Source organism: Pseudovibrio sp. WM33 (assembly GCF_001623165.1).
Classification (GTDB): domain Bacteria; phylum Pseudomonadota; class Alphaproteobacteria; order Rhizobiales; family Stappiaceae; genus Pseudovibrio.
In genome coordinates, this window is record NZ_LMCK01000153.1 from 45,193 (window position 1) to 70,160 (window position 24,968).

At 53.6% G+C, this 24,968-nt stretch carries 26 protein-coding genes; 12 read left to right on the forward strand and 14 right to left on the reverse strand.

The genetic code is table 11. The annotated features are described in order from the left end of the window. Positions 1–132 precede the first annotated feature (132 nt). The 4 genes from PsWM33_RS25990 to PsWM33_RS26005 all read left to right on the forward strand — a co-directional run bounded on the left by PsWM33_RS25990 (position 133) and on the right by PsWM33_RS26005 (position 2,541). A complete protein-coding gene (locus tag PsWM33_RS25990) occupies positions 133–729 on the forward strand; it encodes a HupE/UreJ family protein (RefSeq protein WP_063296109.1) in 597 nt (198 codons plus the stop codon). A gap of 145 nt (positions 730–874) precedes the next feature. Next, a complete protein-coding gene (locus PsWM33_RS25995) occupies positions 875–1,783 on the forward strand; it encodes an aminoglycoside phosphotransferase family protein (protein WP_063302171.1) in 909 nt (302 codons plus the stop codon). Positions 1,784–1,837: 54 nt separating this feature from the next. Beyond that, entirely contained in the window at positions 1,838–2,173 is a 336-nt protein-coding gene (locus tag PsWM33_RS26000; RefSeq protein ID WP_063302172.1) for a hypothetical protein, read from the forward strand. Then, entirely contained in the window at positions 2,170–2,541 is a 372-nt protein-coding gene (locus PsWM33_RS26005) for a nitrile hydratase subunit alpha (RefSeq protein ID WP_063302173.1), read from the forward strand. Before PsWM33_RS26000 ends, PsWM33_RS26005 begins: the two co-directional genes overlap by 4 nt. Before the next feature lie 19 nt (positions 2,542–2,560). Here the strand turns inward: PsWM33_RS26005 and PsWM33_RS26010 are convergent, their stop codons facing one another. Next, the gene (locus tag PsWM33_RS26010) at positions 2,561–3,304 is read right to left on the reverse strand and encodes a DUF4344 domain-containing metallopeptidase (protein ID WP_063302174.1); all 744 of its coding nucleotides are present in this window, start codon (positions 3,302–3,304) and stop codon (positions 2,561–2,563) included. Between the two features lie 106 nt (positions 3,305–3,410). Further along, the gene (locus tag PsWM33_RS26015) at positions 3,411–3,773 is read right to left on the reverse strand and encodes a VOC family protein (RefSeq protein ID WP_063302175.1); all 363 of its coding nucleotides are present in this window, start codon (positions 3,771–3,773) and stop codon (positions 3,411–3,413) included. A gap of 225 nt (positions 3,774–3,998) precedes the next feature. On the opposite strand from PsWM33_RS26015, the gene PsWM33_RS26020 reads away from it, so the two are divergent. From PsWM33_RS26020 to PsWM33_RS26030, 3 genes are all read left to right on the forward strand, one after another. After that, positions 3,999–5,828, forward strand: coding sequence for a sensor histidine kinase (locus PsWM33_RS26020; RefSeq protein WP_063302176.1), 1,830 nt, complete (start codon positions 3,999–4,001; stop codon positions 5,826–5,828). After that, positions 5,809–6,489 (forward strand): response regulator transcription factor, encoded by a 681-nt coding sequence (locus PsWM33_RS26025; protein WP_063302177.1) that lies wholly within the window; start codon positions 5,809–5,811, stop codon positions 6,487–6,489. Before PsWM33_RS26020 ends, PsWM33_RS26025 begins: the two co-directional genes overlap by 20 nt. A gap of 232 nt (positions 6,490–6,721) precedes the next feature. After that, positions 6,722–7,342 carry a chloramphenicol phosphotransferase CPT family protein gene (locus PsWM33_RS26030; protein ID WP_063302178.1) on the forward strand — a complete coding sequence of 207 codons (621 nt, stop codon included), beginning with the start codon at positions 6,722–6,724 and terminating at the stop codon, positions 7,340–7,342. On the opposite strand, the gene PsWM33_RS26035 is transcribed toward PsWM33_RS26030, so the two are convergent. The 4 genes from PsWM33_RS26035 to PsWM33_RS26050 all read right to left on the reverse strand — a co-directional run bounded on the left by PsWM33_RS26035 (position 7,323) and on the right by PsWM33_RS26050 (position 9,821). Continuing rightward, a complete protein-coding gene (locus PsWM33_RS26035; RefSeq protein ID WP_063302179.1) occupies positions 7,323–7,952 on the reverse strand; it encodes an LpxA family transferase in 630 nt (209 codons plus the stop codon). The two genes, PsWM33_RS26030 and PsWM33_RS26035, sit on opposite strands and share 20 nt — an antisense overlap. After that, complete coding sequence (locus PsWM33_RS26040; RefSeq protein WP_063302180.1) at positions 7,949–8,641, reverse strand: ceramidase domain-containing protein; 693 nt, start codon at positions 8,639–8,641, stop codon at positions 7,949–7,951. The genes PsWM33_RS26035 and PsWM33_RS26040 overlap by 4 nt, the downstream gene beginning before the upstream one ends. Before the next feature lie 87 nt (positions 8,642–8,728). After that, positions 8,729–9,442 carry a sulfite exporter TauE/SafE family protein gene (locus PsWM33_RS26045; protein WP_193778482.1) on the reverse strand — a complete coding sequence of 238 codons (714 nt, stop codon included), beginning with the start codon at positions 9,440–9,442 and terminating at the stop codon, positions 8,729–8,731. Positions 9,443–9,569: 127 nt separating this feature from the next. After that, positions 9,570–9,821 carry a hypothetical protein gene (locus tag PsWM33_RS26050; protein WP_063302182.1) on the reverse strand — a complete coding sequence of 84 codons (252 nt, stop codon included), beginning with the start codon at positions 9,819–9,821 and terminating at the stop codon, positions 9,570–9,572. A gap of 232 nt (positions 9,822–10,053) precedes the next feature. On the opposite strand from PsWM33_RS26050, the gene dsrO reads away from it, so the two are divergent. The 4 genes from dsrO (at position 10,054) to PsWM33_RS26070 (ending at position 18,569) form a co-directional block, all read left to right on the forward strand. Next, entirely contained in the window at positions 10,054–10,773 is a 720-nt protein-coding gene (dsrO, locus tag PsWM33_RS26055; RefSeq protein WP_063302183.1) for a sulfate reduction electron transfer complex DsrMKJOP subunit DsrO, read from the forward strand. A 3-nt stretch (positions 10,774–10,776) separates the two neighbouring features. Next, entirely contained in the window at positions 10,777–11,760 is a 984-nt protein-coding gene (gene nrfD, locus PsWM33_RS26060) for an NrfD/PsrC family molybdoenzyme membrane anchor subunit (RefSeq protein ID WP_063302184.1), read from the forward strand. 12 nt (positions 11,761–11,772) lie between these two features. Continuing rightward, the gene (locus PsWM33_RS26065) at positions 11,773–14,853 is read left to right on the forward strand and encodes a molybdopterin-dependent oxidoreductase (protein WP_063302185.1); all 3,081 of its coding nucleotides are present in this window, start codon (positions 11,773–11,775) and stop codon (positions 14,851–14,853) included. A gap of 320 nt (positions 14,854–15,173) precedes the next feature. Further along, a complete protein-coding gene (locus PsWM33_RS26070) occupies positions 15,174–18,569 on the forward strand; it encodes a hypothetical protein (protein ID WP_063302186.1) in 3,396 nt (1,131 codons plus the stop codon). Between the two features lie 32 nt (positions 18,570–18,601). Here PsWM33_RS26070 and PsWM33_RS26075 read toward each other — a convergent pair whose 3' ends face one another. Beyond that, entirely contained in the window at positions 18,602–19,693 is a 1,092-nt protein-coding gene (locus tag PsWM33_RS26075) for a glycosyltransferase family 2 protein (RefSeq protein WP_063302187.1), read from the reverse strand. Positions 19,694–19,955: 262 nt separating this feature from the next. Here PsWM33_RS26075 and PsWM33_RS26080 point away from each other — a divergent pair, with 262 nt between their 5' ends. After that, positions 19,956–21,170: a serine hydrolase gene (locus PsWM33_RS26080; RefSeq protein WP_063302188.1), complete on the forward strand. Its 1,215-nt coding sequence runs from the start codon at positions 19,956–19,958 to the stop codon at positions 21,168–21,170. On the opposite strand, the gene PsWM33_RS26085 is transcribed toward PsWM33_RS26080, so the two are convergent. The 7 genes from PsWM33_RS26085 to PsWM33_RS28595 form a co-directional block, all read right to left on the reverse strand. Further along, a complete protein-coding gene (locus PsWM33_RS26085; protein ID WP_063302189.1) occupies positions 21,165–21,548 on the reverse strand; it encodes a VOC family protein in 384 nt (127 codons plus the stop codon). The two genes, PsWM33_RS26080 and PsWM33_RS26085, sit on opposite strands and share 6 nt — an antisense overlap. 158 nt (positions 21,549–21,706) lie before the next feature. After that, positions 21,707–22,072 (reverse strand): VOC family protein, encoded by a 366-nt coding sequence (locus PsWM33_RS26090; protein WP_063302190.1) that lies wholly within the window; start codon positions 22,070–22,072, stop codon positions 21,707–21,709. Between the two features lie 60 nt (positions 22,073–22,132). Next, complete coding sequence (locus tag PsWM33_RS26095; RefSeq protein ID WP_063296128.1) at positions 22,133–22,918, reverse strand: enoyl-CoA hydratase-related protein; 786 nt, start codon at positions 22,916–22,918, stop codon at positions 22,133–22,135. 84 nt (positions 22,919–23,002) lie between these two features. Next, positions 23,003–23,524 carry a LysR substrate-binding domain-containing protein gene (locus PsWM33_RS26100; protein WP_082827160.1) on the reverse strand — a complete coding sequence of 174 codons (522 nt, stop codon included), beginning with the start codon at positions 23,522–23,524 and terminating at the stop codon, positions 23,003–23,005. Positions 23,525–23,545: 21 nt separating this feature from the next. Beyond that, positions 23,546–24,121, reverse strand: coding sequence for an IS630 family transposase (locus PsWM33_RS28585; RefSeq protein ID WP_082827161.1), 576 nt, complete (start codon positions 24,119–24,121; stop codon positions 23,546–23,548). Positions 24,122–24,144: 23 nt separating this feature from the next. Next, positions 24,145–24,501 carry a winged helix-turn-helix domain-containing protein gene (locus PsWM33_RS28590; RefSeq protein WP_063302192.1) on the reverse strand — a complete coding sequence of 119 codons (357 nt, stop codon included), beginning with the start codon at positions 24,499–24,501 and terminating at the stop codon, positions 24,145–24,147. A 163-nt stretch (positions 24,502–24,664) separates the two neighbouring features. Then, the gene (locus tag PsWM33_RS28595; protein ID WP_063302193.1) at positions 24,665–24,904 is read right to left on the reverse strand and encodes a LysR family transcriptional regulator; all 240 of its coding nucleotides are present in this window, start codon (positions 24,902–24,904) and stop codon (positions 24,665–24,667) included. Positions 24,905–24,968 lie beyond the last annotated feature (64 nt).

Consider the following 24,968-nt stretch of genomic DNA (forward strand, 5'->3'; position numbering starts at 1 on the left):
AAAGAACGCGGTTTGATTGCCAGTCTTCAGAAAACAAGTCAGTTTGGCGTCACCTTGTGGAGGCACCTTGCTCCACACCTGACGACGTAGACTGCGCGTGGCATTGCGCGCTCAATATTGGAAATTGTACTTATGAAATTGAGAGAGACTGCCGGTTTAACGGGTCTTCTGGCAGTATTGATGTTGATTGCTCTGCCTGCACACGCCGCTGCCTTTTCAACTGCGCAAGCCAAAGCGGATTTTCTCCACGGTCTGTGGCATCCCCTTGGTGGGCTGGACCATATCCTCACAATGGTTGGTGTCGGTGTCTGGGCTGCGCTGGTGCTTCTTAAAAAGCGTTTGGTCTGGCCGCTGGTGTTCACGCTGGTCATGTTCATGGCGTTCTGGGCACGCTACATGGGCGTTGTTGTGCCGTATGTTGAGACAGGCATCCTCGCCTCTGTCATCCTGATTGGCTTGCTGGTCGCGTTTGCGCTCAAAGTTCCGGTTGTCGTGGGTGCGCTGGTTGTTGGCGTGTTTGCCGTCTTTCACGGTGCTGCACACGCAAATGAGGCGAGTGCAAGCAGCCTGCTGATTTACGCTCTTGGCTTCTCCGTTTCCACGTTTGCGTTGGGTCTTGCTGGGCTCGGCCTTGGCTCCCTGACAGAATGGAACAGCGGACGCATGTTCCTGCGAGCCCTCGGCGCTATCACAGCGTTGTTCGGTCTCTACCTGATGTTTGTTGCCTAGTGTCGCTTTAAGGCGACAGTTCTCGAGGGATTGCCTCAGTTTTGAGGCTTCCCCTTCGCAAGCTCACTCATTTTTGCTTAGGTTAAGGTGCGGTCCCGACCGCGCCTTTTTTAGTGCTGATTTTGATAAGTGATTGCGAGTTTCAATGAGTGATGGCCGTTTGATGATAGCGCCCGAAGTGGTGCGCAAGATGCTTGATGAGCAGTTCCCCGAGTGGAGCGACCTGTCTGTCAGACGTGTTGAGCAGGACGGCTGGGACAACAACACCTTCCGCCTTGGCAACGAGCTGAAGGTGCGTTTGCCGTCTGCAGCGGGTTATGTTCCGCAGGTCGAAAAGGAGTTTAACTGGCTGCCGAAACTGGTAAAACATCTGCCTGTCGCGGTTCCTGAGCCTGTTGCTCTTGGCAAACCGAATGCAGATTACCCATATCCGTGGTCAATCTATCGCTGGATCGAGGGTGAGACAGCCTCTGCTCATTCTGTCCGTGATATGAACGAGTTTGCGAGAAATCTCGCGGCCTTCCTGCATGCGCTCTGGGCTGCCGATACCACAGGGGCGCCGGAAGCTGGAGATCACAACTGCCACCGTGGTGGCGACCTCAGCGTCTTTGATGAGGAGACACGCTTCTGCCTCTCGGGCGTGACTGACCTGATCGATGCTGATGCCGCACTGATGATTTGGGAGAGAGCCCTCCAAACCAAATGGACGAAGCCTGCAGTTTGGGTGCAGGGAGACCTCTCAAACGGGAATATCCTCACACGGGATGGCCGCCTCAGTGCCGTTATTGATTTCGGCTTATGCACGGTTGGCGATCCCGCCTGCGACTTAGTTATAACCTGGAAGTTCTTTTCCGGCGTCAATCGCGAGATTTTCAAAACCGCGGTCAATATCGACCAAAATACCTGGGATCGCGCCATAGGCTGGGCTCTCTGGAAGGCAGTTCGCACGCTCTACTACGCCAGAAAAGACAATATCGCTGAGGAACAAAGAGAAGCAAAAGCAGTAATTGAAGTCATCCTCTCAGATGCAAAACTTGTTACCACGAAGACTTAAGGTCCTGCCTTTAGGCTCTTTCTGATCTTATGCAGTCAAACAGGAAGAGCAGCAATGGAAAGAGACTTTGAGTTGTTGTTGACCCAGCGCATGTGGGAGGATCCGGCATTCGCGAAACTGGCGCAGCGCGATGCAGCTGCTGCGCTTAAAGAGCTGGGAGTGAAGGTTGATCCCAGCGTTAAAGTCCGGATCATCCAGCAGCGCAAAGACACGCTTTATCTGACTATTCCACCTGCCAAACAAGAGGGTGCACTTGATACAACATTGGATCTCAACCAGATGGATTTGTGGTCCAGCGGAGATATGTTTGTCTGGGTTGCCTCGGTTTATAACAAGGTCAAGCTGCTCGGCATCCGCTCTTCCATCGCGAAAGGGAAGAGGGAAGCATGACAGACCGCGATAACAGCGACTTTGCGGAGCAAGACTACCGACGGATGATCAACGATCCTGCGTATCGCCAGCGACTGAATGCAGATCCGAAAGGAACACTTGGCGAAACAACGGGTTATGAGTTTGATGCAGGCGTACGCGTTGAGGTGATTGAGCAAGAGCCCGACACCATCTGCATGATGATCCCCATTAAGCCGGAGGGCTCTGCTGATGAGGTTGAGCAGGCGCTGCACAAATCTACCGAGCGCACGTATGACCTGCTGTTTTCCTCTGGCATCAGCGGGTATTTCATCCCGAGTGATGAGCTGAAATGGACTCTTCGAGATATGCGCCACAGTTGGATCAGCAAACTGGGGCTCAAGTTATGACCCCCAGTACACAAGCACATCAGTTCTGCAGATTGGACTGATAGAGGGATCTCAGATGCGGGATGAACTCGGTGCAGAAGGAGATGGAGACCTCCTCAGGATCGTAAAACGCGTTCGGCTCACCACAGCTTTCCACCTTTACGATGACCTCGTTGGGCAGAGACATGTCGTCTTTTAGGCTTTTAACTTCCTCAGAAAGTACTTGATTGATGACCTCGGCGTCCGCGCCAGTCCCGGCATGAAAAGTCATTGCGACACCGGAGTCTGGCGTCATCTCATCAAACACAGCGCCCCAACTGCTGGCCGCTTGCTCGTATTCTACAGGGCACATCTCCGCCCGGTCTTCCGGTAGGTCCAAATCTTCGGCCAGCCCTGCACGGTTATCCGGGTCTGCACCATAAAACAGGCAGACGTGGTTGTAGTAGCGTTGCTGATCTGGCCCATGCAGATCCCACCACGCCACCTCTTCCTCCCCATCGGGATCGTTGATGTAGCCAAACGCGCTGTTGACTGCGAGCTCCTGCGCGGCCTCTTCCTCATAAAGCCAGTCAATCATCAGCACGGAGAGCACATCTGCGGCGTCTTCCTCCTGCCCGAAGATTGGCACCTGCATCTGGTCAATCACCGCGTGGCCAACCTCGTGGTAGAAGATCGACAGGATGTTTGCTTCCACAAAGGCGTCCTCTGATTCATCAGCCTGCGCACCAAGAGGGGACAGCAGCGAAACTGTGCAAGTTGCAGCGAGAAGAAGAGAACGTAACATTGGCGGCCTTCCGTATGAGCACTTGAAATCTTTGAATAATCATTCAAGTGCCACGTATACGCAGGTTCGCCAAGCCCTTTGTGCTATGTGATACATCTGAAGGGCGTTAGCAGTGGAAGTTGAGCTTGTTGCCATCCAGATCACGGCAATAAGCCCCATAAAACGCCTCACCACGCGGGCCGGGAGGGCCTTCATCTTTGCCGCCCAGTTGTAGAGCAAGTGTATGCAGCGTCTCGACGGTTTCGCGGTCTTCCACCCGCAAAGCCACCATGGTGCCATTGCCGATGGACGCGTCCTGACCGTCATACGGGGTGTTGAGGACGATGAGCGGTTTGCCCTCGCCAAAGCTCCAGGCATAAAGCCGGTTGTTTTCAAAGACCCGTGTTGCGCCCATCTTCCCCAAAATGGCGTCGTAAAACGCGCAAGCGCGGTCTAAATCGTTGGTACCCAAAGTGATATAGCCGATCATATGGTATCCTGATCCCAATAAATTGCAGTCAATGACAGAGCGTTCAAAATCAGTAGAGGTGAATGGTTCATTCCCCTGAGTAAACTACAGGGCACGCTCCAAGTAAATGCAGAAGAGGCCTGGGCTGCCACGCTTCGTCGCCCTAGGTGAAATACCTATTGCAATCGAGTGGGATCACTGTTTGTTTCGAATTATCTAATATACGTTGAGCCTAGGAATTGCTGCATGCGAGGCTTTCTTCAGCGCATTGTTTGTGTTGCCCTTTTTCTTGCTGTGTTGGTTGCAAACCAACTGGCGGCAAGCCCGGTGTTCGCGCAATCTGAAATGGTGCGCGTCGGCATCCTTTCCTATCGTGGCAGCTTGGAAACTCAGCGTACATGGGCGCAGACCATTGAGCATCTGCAACGTGAACTGCCGGACGTGGAGTTCTCCTATCTGCCTCTGACGCTTCAACAGATTGCTGAGCAGGCGGACCAACTGGACTTCATCATCACCAATCCGGGCCACTCGTTTCAGCTGGAACGGATTGCGGGCGTCAGCCGCATCGCCAGCGCTCTCTCTCACGTTAACAAAAGCGAGATGCAGGATCTTGGATCGGTGATTTTCACGCGAGCAGACAGCGGCATTGGTGGGTTGACTGAGCTGAAAGGTGCGAGCGCGGGCGTGGTCTCCACAGAAGCTTTCGGCGGATATCTCGCAGCCAAACACAGCCTGCAGCAAAGCCTTGGCACTGAGCCTGACTTGCGCGTTAAACCTCTGGGCTTTCCGCAGCAAACAGTGGTCGAGGCAGTGGTCAATGGGGATGTGCAGATCGGCATTGTCCGCGCTTGCCTTTTGGAGAGCATGAGTGCGGCTGGCAAGCTGGATAAAACGCAAATCCGTGTGTTGGGCCAGCAGTATGACCCGGAGTTTGCTTGCGCCAGAACCACGGAGCTTTATCCGGGTTGGGCGTTTTTGAAGGTGCCCGGCGTCTCTCCTCAGCTGGCAACACGCATTACGCAGGCCCTGCTATCCATGCCGGACGGTGCCTGCACGGATGAATGGCTCGGCCACGCCACCTGGATTGCACCTGTTTCTTATGCTGCGGTTGAGCGGGTTTACCGCGATCTGGCGCTCTACCCCTACAACAAAGACCTGCGGCAAATCCTGAAAGACTGGGTGGAGCGGAACTACTTTCTGCTTGGTGTTATCATTTTGCTCAGTGGAGCCTTTCTGCTGCATGTCGGGCATGTGGAGTTTTTGGTCCGCCGCCGCTCACGGCAGCTGGAAACAGCCAGTGGCAAGCTGGCCAACGCTCTGCAACGCAACCTGATGCTGGAGAGTGAGCTGGCCCATGCGGGGCGTGTGTCTTCCATGAACATCCTTGCAGGCAGTCTGGCGCATGACCTCAAGCAACCGCTTGGCGCCATCTCCACCTTCGCCCATAGCTTGCGGCAGCGGTTGGACCGTGGCACAGCGGATGAGGAAACACTGCAGAAGCAACTCACCCGCATCTCAGAGCAAGCCAATCGGGCTTCTGACTTCATCAACTCCATGCGCAGCTTTCTCAATAAACAGCCAGAAGCGCGGCGGCGTGTGGACCTGCGCGATCTGGTGGATGAAACCGTGATGCTCATGCGCACCTTTGCCGCCAAGCATGCCTGTCAGCTGCAATGGGACCCACCGCAAGAGCCTGTGTTCGTTTGTTGTGATGATGTGCAGCTGCGGCAGGTTATGGTGGTTCTTCTGCAAAACGCGCTTGATGCCACGGTGGAAGCTGGCCTTGAGGATGGAGTAATCTCCGTCCAGCTGGACCATACAGCAGAAGCCTGTGAGCTTAGGGTATGCGATCAAGGTGCTGGCATTCCAAAAGAGCTGGAGGAGAAGGTGTTCGAGCCGTTCTATTCCAGCAAGGGGAGTCTGGGGTTGGGACTGGCGACTGCGCTGAGCATTGTTGACAGCCACGAAGGGGATTTGACCCTGAAACCGATGCCTGAAGCAGGTACATGCGCAACCGTGAGACTGCGGCTGAGCCGCTCGCAAACAGAGGGAAACCATGACACAGCAACCTGTTAAACCGCTTTACGGACCTGAGGCCGAACCTGTCATCATCATCATTGATGACGATGATGCCATGCGGGAAGCACTGGTGTGCCTGGTGGAGTCCGTCGGGTTGAAGGCCGTTGATTTTGAGCGTGCCGATGACTTCCTGAACTCTGACCTACGTCCTTGCGTTGGTGTTATCATCACCGACATGCGCATTCCCGGCACCAGTGGTCTTGGGCTGCTGGAGAAGCTGCGTGCTTCCGGCCAACACTTGCCCGTTATTGTCATATCCGCCTTTGCCAACCTGCGTGATGGCGTACGTGCCATGAGCCTTGGAGCCGTTGATGTGTTGGAGAAACCGTTTGACGAGCAAAGCCTGCTCGATAAGCTGCAGGACTTGATTACGGAGACCCGAAACCGCGCCAGCCAATGCTGCCTGACTGCGCAAGCCAAAGTAAAGGTAGACCGCCTCACCAACCGCGAGCGTGAGGTGATGGGGTATCTGGCACAAGGCCTGCAAAACAAAAGCATTGCCAATGCATTAGGCCTTAGCGTCAAAACCGTAGAAATCCACCGCCACAACGTCCTCGCCAAACTGGAAGTGCAAACCCTCGTCGACGTTTACCAGCTCACCCAAAGTGCCGACCGCGCAACGGGGTCTGGCCGGTGTTGCGGCGTGGAAGAGGCTTAAACGCGGATTTCGGAGGCGTTGAAGCTGGACTCACTGGAAGATACACCGCTGGAAGAAAACCTGTTTGGCCTCCACATTTCTATGGGCGTGACCCTGTTTATCAAAAAATAGTAGCGCCGGGGGGGAGCTGATCTCAACCCTAACGCCGAGGGTGTATTGGGGGCAGTCCCTCGGCATCCGCTGTCTCTCCGTGCAAATCTGTTATGCTGATGGCAACGGGGAGGACTGGTGAATGGAAACAGGGCGGGTTGTGTTGCTCAATGGAGCGCCAAGATCAGGCAAAAGTTCCATTGTATCAGCACTGCAAAAGCAGGCAGATGAGCCCTGGATAAATCTCGGTGTGGACGTTGTCGGCAAGCACATGACGCCGGAATACATGAAGCCGGGGATAGGGCTGCGTCCGGGAGGGGAAAGGCCTGATTTGGAAGACTTTATCTCCCGCTCCTATCATGCGCTTTACAGAAGCATCGCAGCTCATGCCGAACTGGGCTTTGATGTCATCGCTGATCTGGGCCACCACAACAACTATGCGGCGCTGGACGGCAACTGGAGGCATTATCTGAAGGAGCTGGAAGGGCTGGACGTGATGATTGTCGGCGTCTTTTGCCCACTGGCAGAGATCATGCAGCGCCGAGCTGGCAGTGATGGGACTTATCTCACGGCCAATGAGGAAGGCAAAATCCCGTTACCCGTCCTTCGCTGGCAGGAAGAGGTTCATAAGCCGGGGATTTATGATCTGGAACTGGACACTTCGATGTTGAGTGCGGAGGAGTGTGCGGAAAGAATTCTGAATGTGATTGCGTCAGGCGCAAAGTTTAATGCCAGAGACAAGCTTATAGCATCGCAGATATGAGCTGCTTCGCCTGCTGATCGACCGAGGTCAAGCGGGGGATGACACTGTCGGGTTTGAGCAGGGTGCCAGAAGCGAGGACTGAGTTTGCGCCGACCTTGCTGTTGTCACCGATCAGGGAGCCGAATTTTCTCACACCTGTCGATATCTCGTTGCCATCCTGAAGGAGCGTAATCTCTTTCCCAGTCCATTCATTGCGGTGATTGGCGACCACAACGCCGGCTTCCAGATTGACGTTTTCGCCTAAAATGGAATCTCCCAGAAACCCGAGATGGGCGAGTTTAGAGCCTTTGAGCATGAAGCTGGACTTCACCTCACAAAACGGGCCCACCGCGCAGCCTTCATCCAGAAACACGCCTCCGCGCAAATAACTGCGGGAGGACACAAAGGCGTTGGGCCCGATGATCACTGCGTCTTTCAGTGTCGCCCCATCTTCCACCACGGCGCTTTCGTGAATAGCGATGCTGTTGGTGACGCGGTACGAGCTATCAAGGCGAGAGATCATGCCCTGAATGATGCTTGCAGCGTTCGTCGTCATTGCCCACGGTGTGTGCCCAAGTTCTGCGAGTGGTGAGTTCTCCCAGTTTGCAATGTAATCACGCAACCGGATCATTGAGCCTTTCCTTGTGGCGGCATCTTGAGAACCAGCGCTGCGAGGAGGAAGCCGATCATCAGGCCGTTGAGCAGGTGCCACATGAAGTGGGTGCCGAAAGCGACGGAGAAGCAAAGGGCCATGTCCACGGTTCGGAACATCAAAGAGACTGCAAAGGTCGCCGTGGCGAGCGTGATGTAGGCCCGGGCCGGGTGCTTGCGCAGGTGCATCAGCAGGGTTGCGATGAGCAGAGCGACCATAGCTGGCAGGTATTGCAGAGAGCCGTTGAACGGATCAGGACCAGCATCGATATCCGTCAGTACAGCATCCGAGCTGAACCAGAAAATGGCTGCGGTGATGCCCACAGCAATGGCACTGGCACGCAAGGTGCGGAACAGGTTTTCACCGGTCGCACGATAGATCACCGTGATGATGTAGAAGGCAACAAAACTCCAGATTGGGACAACGTCCGCCAGCTCTGACCAAGTGTTTGCAAATGTATGAAACAGGAATGAGCCAACGCCAATAGCCGCTGCAAGCGCGATCAGCAACAGCTCTGCGATGCTCGGGTTGCCCCGTTTACGCACCAGATAAAGCGCGATCAGAGCAGCCACAATAAAGCTGAGATTGCTGAGCGCATTCAGCGGTTCATTCCAGAACCCCGGCGCGGTTCGCTCGCAGTAAAGATCAATATAGTCAGCAGGAAGCATCGCAATGTCTCGATGGAAGTCAGAGGCTGAAAGAGCAGAAAGACTAAATCTGTAAGTGTGCTGATTGTAGGGTGCGACCTGCAATATTCAAGGCATAATCATGGAAATGCCGGAGCCCGCCAGAACCAGATCAATCATCCGGTCATGCTGCTTGGAGCTGAGCTTGTTCAATATGGTTTTAGCCGCATAGGTGCCAAGGGTGATCGACCCGCCCACCAGCGCCCCACCAATGAGGATGTCCGTGCTCATGACGTTCAGATAACTGAAGGCCGCAGCCTTGGAGCCGAACACGAACAGGGAGGCCGCCGCCTCTGTTGCGATCAACGCGCTTTTGACGAGGCCGAAAGACGAAAACACGGCAAGGCTCAGTGGGCCGGAAGAGGCGACCAGTCCGGTGATGAACCCGATGAGCGTTCCGCCAAACACAAGGTGGATTGGCTTGGAACCGATGTTTTTGGAGCGCAGCAGATAGCGCACGGGAATGAGCACCAGAAAGAACAGGCCAAGGATGGTGCTGCCAACGGATTCCGGTATGGCAATCAACAGGTTCGCGCCCAGAGCAGCCATGGGAATGCTCGGCAGTGCGTAAAAGAACACCGCGCGCCAGTTGATTTCACTCCACCACACAATCACGCGCCCGCAATTGGCGATGAGTGCGGCAATCGCCATGATGGGAATGGCTGCCTTAGTGCCAAACACAGCCACCAGAATAGGCAGGAGAATGATGGATGACCCCGTGCCAACAATGCCGGACAATACCCCGGCAAGCATGCCAGAAACGGCAATAATCAATATGCTCAAATGAGGAATCCTTGGAGAAAAGAACATTCTGAAAAATCTTCTGATCTGTATAAGAGCGACTGCCTCATGATGCAATTTGCTTGAAGAGAAGCTGCATTAAAAAATACAGCTTCGCTCCTCTAAACGGTTAAACAGAGTTTAGGCGGACAGGGTTGGGCGAGAGCGGAGAGACGCGCGCCTGATAGGTGGATTGAACTGGCACAGTAAAACGACCAGAAATCGGGCGGTCACCAGCTCCCGGTGCGGACCGCACCAACGGGATTGAGGCAATTGATGTTTCGCGATCGATGTCTCTCCAAACACCAGCGACCTGATGTTGAGGTTGCCAGACGCCTGAAGGCACGGCCTGCCAGGCAGCGGTAAGATTGATAGCGGGCATTATTGTTTTCCTTTATTCACCACGATCATTTGTTTGTGCAGCATGCTTATGTGCTGCTCTCCTATGGACGAATGAGACGCGCATCTGTGATGACTAAGGGTTTGTTCTCTGGTGTTGCCCCGCCCCATCTAGGGGAACTCCCCTAAGCCCGCAGATAACCTCCCCAATATTTTTGTTGTTGGCCTCCCGGTAGCTTGGGAACAACCCAAACCGTGACACTCCGGGGGGAGACATGAATTCAAGACGTGAGTTCCTCAAACTGGCCATGGCAGGCTCAACAGCTGCAGTGGCAGCGCCGGCAGCTGCAAGCGCACAGGCAAAGCCCAAGCGCTGGGGCATGCTGGTGGATCTGCGCAAATGCATCGGCTGTCAGGCCTGCACCGTGGCCTGCACCATTGAAAACGACGTGCCCGCAGGCCAGCACCGTACGGCTGTTCCCATATACGAGCTGGATGGTCCGGATGGTCCAAGTCAGGCCGTGTTACCGCGCTTGTGCAACCATTGTGACGAGCCGCCGTGCATTCCGGTGTGTCCGGTCAATGCCACCTATAAAACCGATGAGGGCGCTGTGGTGGTGGATGCCGAGCAATGCGTGGCCTGCGGCTACTGCGTGCAGGCGTGCCCTTATGAAGCGCGCTTCATCAACCACAAAACCGGCGTTGCAGACAAGTGCACGTTTTGTGTGCATCGCACGTCCGTTGGCTTGCTGCCGGCCTGCGTTGAAACCTGCGTTGGCAACGCCCGCGTATTTGGCGATCTGAATGATCCGGAAAGCGAAATCCGCAAGCTGATGGCGGAGCATGAAACCAAGGGCCTGCGACCTGAGTTCAAGACAGGACCAAACGTCTATTACATCGGGCTGGATGACAGGCTTGCCTCAACCGTAGCGGTTGGTGGTGGTGCCCGTGATTTGCGCCAAGGTCTTGAAACGCCTGCACATGGGGAGGTGTGAGTTATGCCTGCTGTTGATCTGATGTCTTTTGATCATGAAGCCGTTTGGCGGCCCTGGGCGGTCGCGTACTTCCTGCTGGTGGGTACGGGGGCAGGTGCTGCGTTGCTGCTGGCTTATGCTCGTCTTGTGCGCGTTGCAGAAGCCAAAGGCGCCCTGATTGTCGCCACCAGTTTTGCATTGGCCTCCGGTTTGCCATTGCTGGCAGACCTGCACCAGCCTGCACGTTTTATGCACTTTTACAGTGGTGCTGCACCCGGTTCCATCATGTGGTGGGGCAGCTGGTTCCTACCGTTGTTTATCGCCTCTACGCTTTTGCTGGCGTTCATGACAGGCCGTCGCGGCAACGCGCCCATGTGCGGCGGCGAACGCATGCTGACCATGATTGTCGGCGCTCTGGCCCTTTGTATTTTAGGGTACACCGCTGGTGAAATGAGCGTGGTTGCAGCACGCCCGGTTTGGAACACACTCGGCTTCCCCATTGTGCTCATTCTGACCGCCCTTATGAGCGGTGCCGGTGCCACCATGACCATTGATAGCCTCAATGGTGAGAAGGGGGAAGGCCGCTACATGCTGGTGGTGACAGGTGCTGCCACTCTGGTCGCGTTTGGCCTCTGGATGCTGACTGACACCAACCTCTCAACACTCGCGGCAGACTATGCCCCTGTTGGCTTGTTCGGTGCGTTCATCATCGCAGGTGTCGTGGTTCCAGTGGTTCTGGCTGTGAGTGCAAAGGCCTCTTTGTTGCTGCGCGGTGTAAGCGGGGCGCTGGCCGTGTTTGGGGCATTGGCTTTCCGCTGGTCCACATTCAACGGGGCGCAGCTCATGTCTAAAACCGAGACTGCATTTTATGGCCATGAAGCCGCTTTGTCTCAGGACGCTCTGCGCACATTGGCCGGGTCTGCGGGCCTGCTGATCCTCAGTCTGATCTTCGTGACGCTTCTCATCAATCTGCTGGCCGTGCGTGCCAGCAAGCAAACTCAAGCCTAAGGAGAGCCAGTTATGACTATTTCTCGCCGTGGTGTTCTTCAAGGCGCAACCGCTCTTGGCGCAGCTGGCGCTGCCTTCTGGGGCTTTGCTGAAACGGGCAAAAACTTCTATCAAGGCGTGCTGGGGGATGCGAAAGCCAAAGGCATTTCCGGAGGGGCTCTGCCACCGGAATATAAGGTTGATCCAACAACCGGAGAGGTGATCCTCAACCCCGATCAACGGGTCGGCTACACAATGTGCATGGGCTGCACCAGCGTTTGCGGCATTCGTGTGCGGGTGGACAAAGCCTCTGGCGATATTCTGCGTGCCACCGGAAACCCGTACAGCCCACTCTCCACCAATCCGCACATTCCATACGACACGCCAATTAAAGAGGCGATCACCGGCTTGTCTGCCTATGATGAGCAAGGCCTTGCCGGACGCTCCACCGCTTGCGGGCGCGGCAATGCTGCCATCGCCAAACAAAACAGCAAGGAGCGTATTCTCAAGCCAATGAAACGCGTTGGCGAACGCGGCAGCGGCCAGTGGAAGGAAATTTCCTGGGACCAGTTGATTGAGGAAACCGTTGAAGGGGGAGACCTGTTTGGGGAAGGCCAGGTGGAAGGCCTGCGCGCGATCCGCGATCTGAAGACACCGCTTGATCCGGAAAATCCGGAGTACGGTCCCAAAGCCAACCAGCTGGTGGTGATCCCGGTGTTTAAAAACGGTCGTTTGATGATGGCTGCCCGCTTTGCCAAAATGGCTTACGGCACCCGCAACTTCGTAGGGCACCGCTCCTATTGCGGCCTTTCCATGCGGGCTGGTTATGCGGCCATGCTGGATAACTTGAAGAAGCAGCCACACCTGAAGCCGGACTATCGTCACGCCAAATACATGCTGTTCATCGGCACGGCCCCGGGCAATGCAGGCAACCCCTACAAGCTGCAGGGCACGCTGATGGGCGCTGCCCGTGGCCGCGATGGGGTCAAGTATGCGGTGGTGGACCCTGTTCTCACCAACTCTCAAAACCATGCGTTTGGCAAAGACAACACATGGGTTCCTATCAGGCCGGGCACGGATGGGGCGCTGGTGATGGGCATGATCCGCTGGATCATGGAAAACGAACGATATGACGCCAAGTTTCTGGCTCAACCGTCCGGCGCAGCAGCTCAGACGGCAGGGGAGGCCAGTTGGTCCAATGCAACGCATCTGGTCATTGATGATCCTGAGCATCCAAAAGGCGGCTCATTCCTGCGGCAAGGAATGGTAACAGCTGACCTGGAAGAAGATGCTCAAAAAACACCAATGTGCCTTGATGCGCAAACGGGAGAGCTTTCTCCTGCAAAGGGCCGCCCTGCCACACTGTTCCACCAGGGAACCGTGAGACTTCTGGATGGTTCTACTGTGCCCGTAGCCACCAGCCTGAGCTTGCTGCGCCGGGAGGCACTGCGCAAAACGCTTGCTGAATACTCCACCGACTGCGGTGTACCAGAAGAACGCATCATCTCTCTGGCACGCGATTTCACCAGCGTTGGCAAACAGGCAGCTGCGGACTGTCATGGCGGTACCATGCATGCAGCAGGCTTTTACACCGCCTACGCGATCGTCATGCTCAACGCACTGGTCGGCAACCTCAACGCCAAAGGGGGCACCACAGCAGGTGGTGGTCGCTTCAAGGATGTGCAGAAAGGCCCACGCTATAACCTGCTTGCCTTCCCCGGCAAGGTGAAGGTGAAAGGAGTGGATGCAGGCCGCGGTGGCTTCGCCTATGAGAAAACCAGCGAGTTCAAGCGGCTGGTTGCGGATGGCAAGAACCCGTATCCGGCACAGGCGCCTTGGCATTCTTTCACCCAGCCCATGGGTGCGCAATGGCTCACTTCCGTGCTGGAAGGCTATCCTTATAAAGCCAAAGCCGTGATCACATGGTCCTCCAACCCGGTCTACGGTGTTGCAGGCATGGAGAACGACGTCAAAGAGAAGATCAAAGACACCAAACGCTTGCCGCTGTTCATCGCTATTGATCCATTTATCAACGAGACCTCTCGTTTCGCCGATTACATCGTGCCGGACCGTGTGTTCTACGAAGCATGGGGCTGGGCGTCTGCATGGGGCGGTGTGCCCACCAAGGTCTCCACGGCCCGCTGGCCGGTGGTGGATTGCCAGACCGGCAAAACACTGGATGGACGCCACATGGACATGGACAACTTCTTCATCGATGTAGCCAAACGCATGGACCTGCCGGGCTTTGGTGACAAAGCCATCCCGGATGCAGACGGCAACCTGCACCCGCTGCACCGCTCTGAGGATTTCTGGATGCGTGCCGGTGCCAACGTGGCGTTTGACGGAGGAGCTGTTCCGGAAAGTGATGACGCCGACATGACGATCACCGGTGTGGATCGTATCCGCGCGGACTTGGAAAGCACGTTAAAGCCAGATGAATGGCGCCGTGTTGCGTATGTTTACAACAGAGGTGGCCGCTATGAGGATGCGGCGAAAACCTACAAGGGAGAGACCTTCGCACGTTCCTACAAAAAAGGTACTCAGGTCTGGAACGAGACTGTTGGCACCGCGCGCAACTCCATGACGGGTGAGAAATTTGTTGGCTGCCCAACATGGCAGGCCCCAAGCTTTGCCGACGGAACTCAAGTGGACAAAGCCTTCCCGCCGGATCTGTGGCCGTTCCGCGTTGTCAGCACCAAATCCCAGCTGCGCTCTTCCAGCACCGGAGGCAATCCGTATCTGGATGATCTCAAACTCTCCAACGCCATCGCTATAAACACGGTGGATGCGGACCTGCTTTCCATCAAAACCGGAGACTGGATCACCGTCATCTCCCCAAGCAACCGCATCAGCGGGCAAGCTTTGGTTCGCCAAGGCATTGCACGGGGCGCCATCGGTATTGAGCACGGCTACGGTCACCACGAGCTGGGCGCGCGCACCCATAAGATCGGAAAAGTCATTTTGGAAGGCCATTCTGAGCGGGGCCTCGGCACCAACAGCAATGATCTGGGCTACACCGACCCAACCAGCAAACGCCCGGCCCTGCTCGCCGACCCCGTCGTCGGCAGCATCGCCCGCCAGGCTCTCCCCGCGCGTATAGAAAAAGTGAGCTAACCAAACACCGGATAACACCTCCGATTTTCGGAAAAAGAATACGCCAACAAAAACATCAGGCACTGCCCCCCAGCGGTGCCTGACCACAACAAACTGCCAAAACCAAACACCCCACCAACCCGGCATGAGGCACATCTCGGGCAGAAAAACTCCCACGACCCTCGCTTGATTTGGCGGGGGGCTTTTTTGTGAGGGAAGGGGCCACTCAATTCAGCTTTTTTAATAAATATTCGCTCGATAGAGGGGGATTGGCGAAACATTATCTCATGGCGTAAGTGATATCCCGCATTAAGGTATTTTAGTGCGCCAAGAGGTCCGTTATGGCTGGTTCCGATATCCCTTCCGGTTCAAATGAAACTGCTGGTACTCAAAAACAGTCCAGTCAGGTTGATGCATGGGCAAATGCCATGCTCAAGGTCTGCAGTATTGATCCTTCTGAGGCCGATATTGACTCTTCCTATGGAGATGAAGTGCCAGAGGCACTTGAGGTATCGCTTGATACAGCAGAAGGCGTTCAGGTTGCGGTGGCACAGGCTTATGTTGAGTTCGGAAGTCTTACGGCAAAGGCCCATCTGATCATTGACAAGGAACAGCTCAAGATATTCGAGAATTTTGAGCAGAAAACCGATGATTACCTGAATGAAGCAGAACTTGCGGCTGTTGGTGAAGACATTGATGCTGCAAATGATTGCCTCGATAATGCAAAGCTTAGCTTGAAGGGCATGAGTGACGCTCTTGACCGTGGTGTTTCAACTGCGCTCAAGCTGGATAATTATGTTCATCAAGTCTCTGATCTGCTCAAAGAAGCTGGCACCTATTACAAACAGCGTAATAAGATCCCCTATGAAGAACAGCTTTCTGATCTTTTAAGCTACCAGACCATGGTGGAGACACTGGGGCAGGAAGCCAAGTTGCTGCTCTCTGAAAACCGTGTTGCAGACGCCAAAACAGCCATCGATCAGATGAAGACTGCTATCGGCAACATGCCCAAGTGTTTCGAAGCGCCGAAGAATGCCAAGACTGCGAAGAAAGCCACTGCTGATGAGGTGGAGTTCGGTCTGGTTTCAAAAGGGGCGCATGCCTTTGAAGATGTCGAAGCTCTTGGTGATGTCTTTGCAGAAGAGGTGGCGCTCAACGAACGCGGTGATGCAATTTTCAACATACATCAGAAAATTCAGGAAGATCATAAACAAGACCAGACTGGTTGGTCCAAGAAACATTCGACCGAGTTTGAGGAGGCTTTTGAGCTTTCGAAATCTGCCCTTGATGGAGCTCAGGATATTTATCAGGGTCTTTGGCTTGATTCAGACGTTAAAAAAGCGCTGCCAAAGCTTGATAGCCTGATCGAAACAGGGCGAACCATGCATATGCGCATGAAGAAAGTTGCTCTGACCGCTCAAGGACATAACGACGCTGAAACAGCGGAAATCATTTCGGCTGAGAAGGAAAGCGCCGGCGATGTTCTGGAGCAGCGTCTGGCCCGTTTGAGGGAAGATCTGAATAGCCTGAAAACAGCCATCAATACAAGTAATGCCAATTGGCGTCCGATATGTCAGGACGTCAATGGAGCGGAGTTTGAGACCGTCTATCAGGGTGCTCTGTCATACCAAGAAGATGGAATGGCTTGTTCTCAGGAGAATAGAGAGGATAAAGAAGCGCATTGCGAGCAACTTCAGCAATATGTTTCCTCTGCCAAGTTTGCATTGGTGCAGATGCAGCAGCTATTTGCTAAAGCTCAGGAAATTCGAAATAATGATATTTCTGGCATTAACATCAAAGCGAAGGAAGCTACTGCGAAACTGCAGGACTTGGTGAAGCGCCGGCCAGAGATTGTGGCTTGGAGCGTTGAGCTGGGAACCTTCGATAAGGTCCGCGCGAGCGCTTCAAAAGCACTTGAAGCGCTCAATGTGGCTATGGCTGACAATAGCATGGCCGTGAGTGTGGGTGCGTTGAACGCTTTCAATAGCCAAATTGCTGATATGCAGGAAGCGTTTGCTGCTGCAGCAGCTGAAATACAGAGTATTGGGGCGGACGTAAAATTCCGCATAAAGAACGTAAAGAGCGCGTTTGCCACGCTCGCGGCCCGAAAAAGTGAGTTGAAGAAAAAGCCAAATGAGTTTGCAGAATTCTACAAGGCAAACAACGAAGCCTTTACGCTGCTCACACAGGATCAGGTTGTTCTGTCCAACTGCGATAAAAAGGCTGCTGACGATATGCTGGCAGGCGTTGAAGTTGCGCTTGGTAAAATGCGGACATTACTTGGCATGCCGGATGCTGGTGAGGGCGGTGCGCAAACGGATGCCTCAGGCCGCAGACACGAGTTATTGCAGGTTGTGCGCCGTAAATTTAGCCAATTGAAACAGCTTGATAAGTGGGCCCGAGAGAATCTTGAGGTCGAAGGCCACTATGCGGATTTCGCTGATACCTATGCGGATGCTCAAGAACAGTGTAACACCTTCAAGGTGGGCCTCATCGCGCTTGCCAATATGGACAAGAAGGTCGTCGAAGTCGCCTTGCGCGCCATTGATCAGGATCTGGATGTTATGGACAACCTTTTCCAGGCAGCCAGAGAGCAGATGGAGCAGCTGAAAGGCGCTGACGCAATTGAGGGTGAACTTAACCCGAAGTCAGACCTTCTGGAACGCATCAAAGCCTATAATCCTCGCATAACCAAATATGAAGACAATACAGGTTTATTCCAGGATCTGGGTGAAAAGGATTTCTATAAAGGCACCATCGCTAATCTGAGAGAGTGCTTGTTGACTGCCTCTGGTTTCTATTATGAGGATGATGATCCCAAGGGCGAAGCTGAACTGGAAAAGATTGAGGTTTACTTCGACAGCCTTGATGAGTGTCTCAAGCAAGCCGCAGTGACTCGGAAAGAAATTGAAGGGTTTGAGCATATTGTCGATATGGCGAGCCAGTCACTTGCTGATTTGAATGCCAAAGATGAAAACCTTAAAACCCCGCCTCAACGGAATGCCTTTGTTTCGAATAGCGCTGAAGTGAAAAAGCTTATGGCACTGGTCAACAAACATATCGGTCGTCAGGATATCAAGCCAATCCGCGATATCATTCCAGAGCTGCAGGCAGCCGTTCAGAAGATGGAAGATGAGTTCCCGAAATCCAGAAGCGAGAAAGTGAAAGCTGCTCTTGGGAAGAAGAAGAAGGGCACATTCGAAGACGAACTGGCGGTCATGCAACGACGGCAAGCTGCTGCTGAGGCAGAAAGAGCGGCTGAAGAAGAGCACCGCGCAAACTCTGACGAACATCTAAGCGCAGAAGAAAAACAAGCCAAGGCCAATAAGAAAGAAATCTGGGAAATGGAAACAGTCGTTTTCAACGCCTGTGAAATCATGGTTGGTTTGGATAAAAAATTCGAGCCTGCGGAAAAGGAGCTGAGCCAAAAAGGAAAAGCGGCTCGCAGTTCAAGAGAGAAGCAGACGCTGGCGAAAGAAAGAGCGCCGCTGACGCAGTATTATAACAATAGAGAAGCCTTTAAGGCCCTGATCGTAGACATCGGAGCGCTGCACCGAGAGTTGAAAATTGACGAAGCTTGGAAGCTCATTCCTAAGATCAAGGCCGCCGCCTTAAAGATGGAAGATGAGTACCCAAAAACACGGTCTGAAAAAGCAAAAGCCGCTCTCAGCAAAAAGAAGAAGAAAGACTTCTTCGGTGATGATGTGGAACCTAAGAGCGGCAAGAAAAAGAAATAGTCAGAGGAGAGCAAAAGAGCGGCGTAGCGAGACTATGCCTCCTCCTCCAGTCGCTTTCGCAGGGCGTATTTGACGAGTTTGTTGGGTTTAGAGAGCAGGGACTTGAGGTGCCTGCTCTTTGAGATTCCGCGCTGGAGTTTGTAAAGAACCTCTGCGCTTTCAGTGTCTTCAATCCGCATGGCCTGATCAAACAGAAGCCCAAAGGCCTGGCCCAGGGCTTTTTTGTTGAACTTTTCCTTATTGTTGAGCAGGAAGGCTTTGACCTGATCGATATCCATTGAGTTCAATGACTTGCGATCCACAAAGGCTTTTTTGTTGCAGTAATAGTCCTGCCGTGCGGAGATGAGGCGCTCGCGCACAAGCCGCTCATCAATGGCTTCCAGATCGAACTCATCTGCCATCTGGTCCACCGGATCGCGGTGCCCGGCGCGGCGCTGCTGTACGCTGATTTCTGCAAGGCGGGTGATGTAAAAATGCTTCCAGAACCTGTTGGTCAGATCACGTTTATCCGGGAACCCGCGATAGGCAACAAGTCGCTCTGGCAGGTTGGCGAAGGAGTACCTGTCCTGCGCCCGTAACCAGAGGTCATAATCCTGACAGATCGTGAAGATCTCACGGTAACCTCCAAGGTCCACAAGTGCGCGACGTCGCATCATCATGGACGGGTGAACGAAGGTGTTCTGGCCGCGATCCAATTGCGCTTTAATCTCGAAATCGTCCTCTGGAAAGTCAAAGGAGCCCATGACCCTGTCATGATCGTTGATATGATCAGCGAAGGTACCGAGAAACGAAATGTCCGGGTTTTCTTTAAGGAATTCAATCTGCTTGGCAAACCGCTCCGGTCTGCACAGATCGTCGCCATCCATACGGGCGATATAAACTCCACTGGCCTGTGTGATGCCAAAATTCAGGGCGCCAGCCATTCCGAAATGAGGGGAATGTAGCAGCTTGAACCGGTCATCGACAGTGGCAATGTCTGCACACACGTCCTCTGATCCGTCAGAGGAGTGATCATTGATCATCAGCACCTCAAAGTGAGGGAAGCTCTGGTACTTTAGGCTCTGCAATGCGGGCAGCAGATATTTGCCGCAATTGTGAACCGGAAGAACGACACTGATCTCCACAATACCAACCTCATAGCGTGCTCGGGAATCTGCGAAAGGGCATGCGGGCCAAACCTAACAGCTTCCGAGCCCGGTTTATTCTGGCAGATCTGCTTGGTTATAGAGCGAGGTATGATTTGTTCTGAGGCGACTAAGTATCCGCCTCTCAGGTTGCCCAACTGTGGCTTTTTGCTAAAGAGAGAAGACAGGCTTTGCCAATCTCATGCGCTCTCTTTAAGAGAAGAGGGACGATTCCCAGCTGGTTGACCTGAGGCGATTTGAAATGCGCACCCTGAAAGAGATGTTTCTTGATCCTATCCTGAGCATAAAGGATGCGCTGGAGAACCTCTCCCCCGCCAAACAGATCACGCCTGAGATGATTTCCTTGCGCAACACGTCTGACATGGATCTCCTCTTTCAGCTCTGGAATGGCAATGGGGAAGACCTGTCCATGTTCACGGCTGGCTTCCTTTCGCTGGTGGGAGAGCAGGGGCTGAAGCGGTCTTTGGAGGATGCGCTCGCCGCTTACGGAGCAGCGCAAGAAATCAGCAAAGAAACGCAAAAAAACGCATTTCTCGTCAAAACAACGCACTTTAAGATCGTCGTGTTGTTGGATCGGGAAAGATCTCGCAAAATCAAAGGCTTATTCGTAAGACCTGCGCTATATCAGGTTGAAAATCTTGATGAGTGCTTGTCTTTGATGCAAGAGATTGCCGGAACCTCCAGCCTCCTCATTCGCAAAGATGGCGTAGAAATTTTCAGCAAAAATGCAGATCAGCCACTGGCGATTGGTCCGGCTTATAAGCTGTTTGTAATGCAGGAACTGGTGCGCCGCGTAAAGAGCGGCGAACTGAAGTGGAACCAGAAGGTTCGGCTCGAGAAAGATCTGGAATCTCATCCAGTTAGCAACCTTTACGCCAAAATGAGTGGAGGGCTGGTGACCCTGCAGGTGCTCGCGCAGCACACGATGGCAGCTTCTGATAACTCAGCTGCGGATGTTGTTCTTAACCTCATTGGCACTAAGGCACTGGAAACACGCGAAGAACGGACGCCGTTTCTGACATCTCGCCAGTTCTATCAACTCAAGGCGGATCGTGCTCTTGCTGATAAATACGGCCAGGCGGATGTTGCTAAGCGGCGGAAAATTCTGGAGAAAATCGAGGAACGTCCGCTACCGGCGATTGAAGATGTAGCAGACCCATACCTCACCGGAGTGGAATGGTATGCAAGCGCAGAAGAACTTTGTGATGTGATTGGCGAAATTGCTGATGACAAAGCCATGCAGTTCAACCCTGGCCTTGCGGAAAAGACGGATTGGCAACGCATTGCATTCAAGGCTGGCAGCGAGATCGGTGTTCTGAATTTTACTTATGATCTCAAAGGTTTGAATGGAACACACTGGCAAGTCGCGCTGACGTGGAACCACGATGATATTCTGCCGGAGGGGAAGCTGCTTGGCCTTACCAACGCACTGCTTCAGGAGCTGAAAAAGCTATAGCTTGTGCTGCACCATGTCTTCGGGCTGCATCAGTTCAACGCGGTTGCCGAAGGGGTCATGGGTGGTTCTTCTCAGGAAGCCAATGAAGGTCGGGTCCTCTGAAACCTCATAACCCGCATCCCGCAGGTGCTGTGTGAGTTTGATGATATCATCCACCACGAAGGCCGGATGCCCCACCTTGTTGGCGACGAACGGGTCTTGCACGGTCAGGTGCAAATTGACAGAACCCACGGAAAACCAACCACCTGAACGGTGCCGTATGCTCTCAGGTCGCTCAATCTCTTCAAAGCCCAGCAAGTCTACATAAAACTCACGCGCGAGCTTATCCCCGTCAGGGGCGATTGGAAGGTTGAAGTGCTGCAAACTGAGAATGGTCATCTGCGGGGACTCCTGTGCCGAGGTGAGCTTGCTTGAGTAACTCACCCTCTAACATACACAGGATATCGTGAGGTTTTCGAAAACTCGAAGATTTTCTGTTTATTTATCAATGTCTAAAGCAGAAATTTGAATTCTATTCTGGCGTGCAGCGCCAGCAGTTAGCCCGTCTTCTGCATCAGCTCTATGCGATTACCAAACGGGTCTTCAGTGAACTTTCTGATGTAGCCCGGCAATGGCTTGTCATCTTTCAATACAGCACCTGCAGCGGCGAGGCGATCGACAGTTTCCTGAAGATTATCAAACAGAAAGGCAGGATGGGCTTTTTTGCTTGGAGTGAATGGCTCTTCCACGCCAACATGCAGGTTAACGCTGCCAGCGGTGAACCAGGCTCCGCCACGGACTTGTAAAGACGCAGGTTTTTCGACTTCAACGAAACCTAACAGCCCGATGAAGAAGGCACGCGCTGCTGGCTCTTCACCTTTTGGCATGGTCATCTGAACATGATCCACTGCGATAATGCCCATAGATTTCTCCGCAATTATGGTTTTGGGACACGCTGCAACCACCCAAGAGGGACGCAGGCGCTATTTGAAAATAGGTGAGCGTTTTTCAAGAAACGCGTTCAGGCCTTCGGCATGGTTCTCCGAATTTCCAGCCCTTCGCTGCATCTCCGCTTCCCGCACAAGCTGGTCTTCCAACGTGCTATCAGCCGATGCATGAATGAGGTGTTTGGTCATGGCATAAGCCGATGTTGGGCCTTTTGCAAGTTTAGTTGCAATATCTAGTACCTCGCCCTGAAGTAGGTCATCTTCAATGGCTTCCCAGATCAGGCCCCAATCCGCTGCGCGGTCTGCTGTCAGCGGCATGCCTGTCAGCATCAGCCCTTTAGCCCGCACCTCGCCCACCATCCGCGGCAAGTGGAAGGACGCACCAGCTCCGGGTACAAGGCCTAACTTGCTGAAAGCGTGGATGAATTTTGCGCTCTTAGCTGCAAAAACCATGTCGCAGGCAAAGGCGAGACCTGCGCCAGCACCTGTGGCAACACCGTTCACAGCACACAAAACTGGCTTTTCCATCTGGCGGATCGCGTGAATAATCGGGCTGTAATGCTGGGTTAGAACATCACCCAGATCAGGCTTCTCTCCAGTGCTGTCGGGCAGAATGTCATTGAGGTCCTGTCCGGTACAAAAGGCGCGGCCTGAGCCTGTGAGGATAACCGTGCGCACTTCAGGGTTGGTGCGGGCTACATTCAGCGCGGTCAGCAGGTCCTGCCGCATCTCTGGTGAGAGAGCATTGAGTTTGTCTGGGCGGTTGAGCGTTATTCTCAAAACACCACCAAGCTGTTCTTTTAAAAGGGTATCTTGCGCCATACTCTCTCGTCCCATGCAATCAGTCACTAAAATCTGCGGGGATACTAACGAATTGCTCAGCCTACGCCCATAAGCCATTTGGTCTTACCGACGGGCTTTTGCGCTCTCGACGATGTGTTGGATAAAAGCACGCGTGCGTTTCGGTCTGTGCTTTCTTGCAGGGGTCACAATGTAAAGCGGTACCTGAGGGATCTGCAGAGTGGTTTTTAAGAGACGCAAACGGCCTTGCCCTACCTCTTGCTCACAAAGTGAGATCGGCAGCACAGCAACGCAATCCGTTGATAATGCAAGTTGTTTGGTCAAACGGAAGTTGGTGGTCTCTATCATATGAGTGGAGGTTGTACCCACCGAGAACTCAGCTAGAAAGCCTCCCGGGTCTTGGAGAGCAAAGGAGGCAATGTTGTCCTCTGTGATGAGCTCCTGCGGTTTGCGAGAGAATAGTCCAACAGGGTCATAAGTGTAGCGCTGCGCGATCAGGGTTTCGTCTCCCGGATGCCGCGCGCGGATGGCAAGATCGAAGTGATTTGCCACGAGATCCACCGGATTGTCGCTCATATCAACGTAAAACGAGACCTTGGGATGCAGCTTGCCAAAGCTGCTCAGCAGCGCTTCTAGAGCTTGTCGCGTTTAATCGGTCATGTATCCAGCTGTTTTGAAGAAGTTGTTGCACTCTTGCTTTGTGAAGAGGTCGCAGACTTGGCCTGCGGCCTGCCACAGTGCTTGATAACTTCTTGCTGCGGCCTTGCGGATCAAGGCCTTGAGTTTGGAAAATGCCATCTCGATGGGATTGAGATCCGGACTGTAAGGTGGGAGGAATAAAAACCATGTACCGCGCTCTCGCAAACATTGCTCTGCCCTGAGGCTTTTGTGACTGGACAGGTTGTCAAGAATGATGACGTCGCCAGCCTTCACGGTGGGCGCAAGCTGCGTTTCGATATATTGCTCAAAGATTTGCCGGTTCATGGGACCGTTGATCACCCATGGAGCGTCCAGCCGGTCATGACGCAAGCCAGCAATAAAAGTCTGGGTATTCCAGTGGCCAAACGGCACATCCCCATAAAGCCGCTCTCCCTTTGGAGCCCATCCAGTTTGCTTGACCATGTTTGTTTTGAGTGCGGTCTCATCGATAAAGATAAGTCTTTCCATAGTCTTGCGCATCACTGGTTGGCGGTAGTTGATCCAGATATGACGGTCAACCTCCACATCTAAGCGGCTCTGCTCGGTTGCTACAAGCGTCTTTTTTTATGAGATAAACCAAGGCGGTGCAGCAGTCGGCCCACCGAAGAGCGGTGAACTTTGAGGCCATGCTGAGCGCTCAGCTCCCGCGCTAATTCATCAAGCGTGAGATCACTTTTTTCCTGCAGACGCAGCCGAATCCACTCATGCAGCTTGCTCAGCTTACCATGACCGGGATTGCCTTGCCGTTTGGCCTGCAAGCTACCGCTCTCCCGCTTCAACCTGACCATATCATTGACGAACTTAATCGAAACCTGAAACTGTAAGGCTGAGGCCCGATGGGTGTTGCCCGCCTCAACAAACGCAACAACCCGTTCACGTAATTCTATCGGATATGGCTTGCCCATGTGCCCTCCAAAAACAAGGATGGCAACATTGAATCACAAAAAGTTAAAATGAGAAACCTGAATCAGATCTGGCGCAGCACGCTCTAACGTTTCTGCCGGATAATCTGTTGGGACGGAAAGGCGAATGTTTCCAGAGAGTTCATCTTTCTCTAGCAGGTCACTTTCAGCTTGTAGAAGCGCCTCCAAGGCTGGCTCGCACTGCTGCAAAAAACCGCTCGCCCTCCAGCGTCAAAGAAACCCGCCGTGTGGTGCGGTGAAGCAATTGCACGCCGAGCCGCTCCTCCAACGCTTGCACGCGAGCTGTGACCGTTGAACGGGGAATACTCAGGTGCTCTGCGGCCTTAGTGAAGGAGTTCAGGCGGGCGACGTCAACGAAGGTTTGCAACTGGATAATGTTCGTCATTATGCAACTATATCGTTTAATGATGACAGTATTATCTGAATACTCCAGCCGCTCAGAGTTTGCT